We start from the raw sequence: 1503 nt of genomic DNA on the forward strand, positions 1-1503 counted from the left end.
ACGTTCATGATGGTGTCATTCACTTCAGCGAATACGTTCAAATTGTCAGTCACACTAGCAAAGCTAATCACATTCATGTCTTCGTTGATATCATCAATAGTATTAATAGCATGGATCGTGTAATACTCTCTAGCTTCACCTAAAACATTTTCGTACCAATCATCTGGTAATTGATATGCCGGTGTCTCAATCTTGGCGTCATTTAGTATCACCGGAATAATCCGTCTGTTACCACCGATATCAGTTAGGTAACTACTATCATTAGTAGTCCTGGCAATCACAAAGTGGCGTTTCTTTGTCACATTATTGCGACCATAAGCAGGGCGATAACTAAATTCGCTTGTTGAAACAAACTTTTTGAATATCTTGTCTTTACTGAATTCAGTCACTTGCATTTCATCATCATTAACAATCAGGTTTTTCATCATGATTTCGAAGTCATCTTTTTTAGTGAATGACATGAATTGGTCTGTGTAGTAAATACCACCTAACCGTTTTAGAAACGATGTCTTACCAGTTCCCTGATTACCAATAATGTCTAATGTGTACTGAAACTTACCTGTATCAACACCATAAGCACCGCCTATCATGTTGACTATCCAAATACCAATCGCTTTGTTAACGGCTGGATCATCAACGCCGAACACTTTTTTACCAATCGACCACAGCCGTGAATTACCGTCCCAATGCTTTGATTCTATCCAGTCGTACACTGATGAAAATACATGCTGGCTTGCTGTCATAGAAATGGCGTCATATAGTTTAGCTTGGGTTAATGACATGTCGTATTTGCGTTCCAAGAACGCTTGAATCAGAAACATTTTGCTATCTGTTAATCGACCAGCTTCAATTAATACTTCTTGACCTGATACATCTTTTTTGATGAATATTTCGTTTAGAAACTCATCAAATTGAATGTCGATATTATCGTGAATTGTTTCTGCTAATACTGTTGTTTTAGTTGCCATTCGTCCATTTCCTCCAAGCCGCATCTATTGTCTTTTCAATTTCACTATTGGTTAGCCCTGATTTTTGATTAGCTAGACCAACTACGGCTTCTAATTGACCTTTTGAAAAGCCAAGCGTGAGCAACGTCCAAACCAACAAACTCATATTAGCGTTACGTGTTCCCTCTTCACCAAAACCATCAGTGATCATGTCTAACTCATGTATTGAAAAGTCATTAAGATTGTCATTATTTTGAGCCTTACGACCGTTTGACTTGTTACTCTGATAAAACGCCCACAACTCATCTGGAAGCTCTGTAACCTCTTCTAAATCAGTCTCTGGATTAACCACTACATAATTGTTTTTACTGGCTTTAATGTCTAACCCTTTGATGATGTCGATGAACTGTGTTAATCCCTCATTGTTTTCAAAGTAAACGTGTATTCCTCGTCCTGTTACAGACTGTTCGTGCACGCCCGACATAATCACAGGGTGTTCTTGTTTAAATGTCTCTAAGACATCCATACTGTCGAAATCAAACACAGTATAATCATC

General features: G+C 38.0%; 2 protein-coding genes. Both read right to left on the reverse strand.

Annotated elements, in window-relative coordinates; all coding sequences use genetic code 11:
- A partial coding sequence (locus tag IAE53_RS11215; protein ID WP_233610774.1) for a virulence-associated E family protein occupies window positions 1-968 on the reverse strand: 968 nt, incomplete at its 3' end.
- A partial coding sequence (locus IAE53_RS11220) for a hypothetical protein (protein ID WP_200136519.1) occupies window positions 958-1503 on the reverse strand: 546 nt, incomplete at its 5' end. The genes IAE53_RS11220 and IAE53_RS11215, both read right to left, overlap by 11 nt.

The sequence above is a fragment of the Leuconostoc sp. S50 genome (assembly GCF_016624925.1).
Classification (GTDB): domain Bacteria; phylum Bacillota; class Bacilli; order Lactobacillales; family Lactobacillaceae; genus Leuconostoc; species Leuconostoc pseudomesenteroides.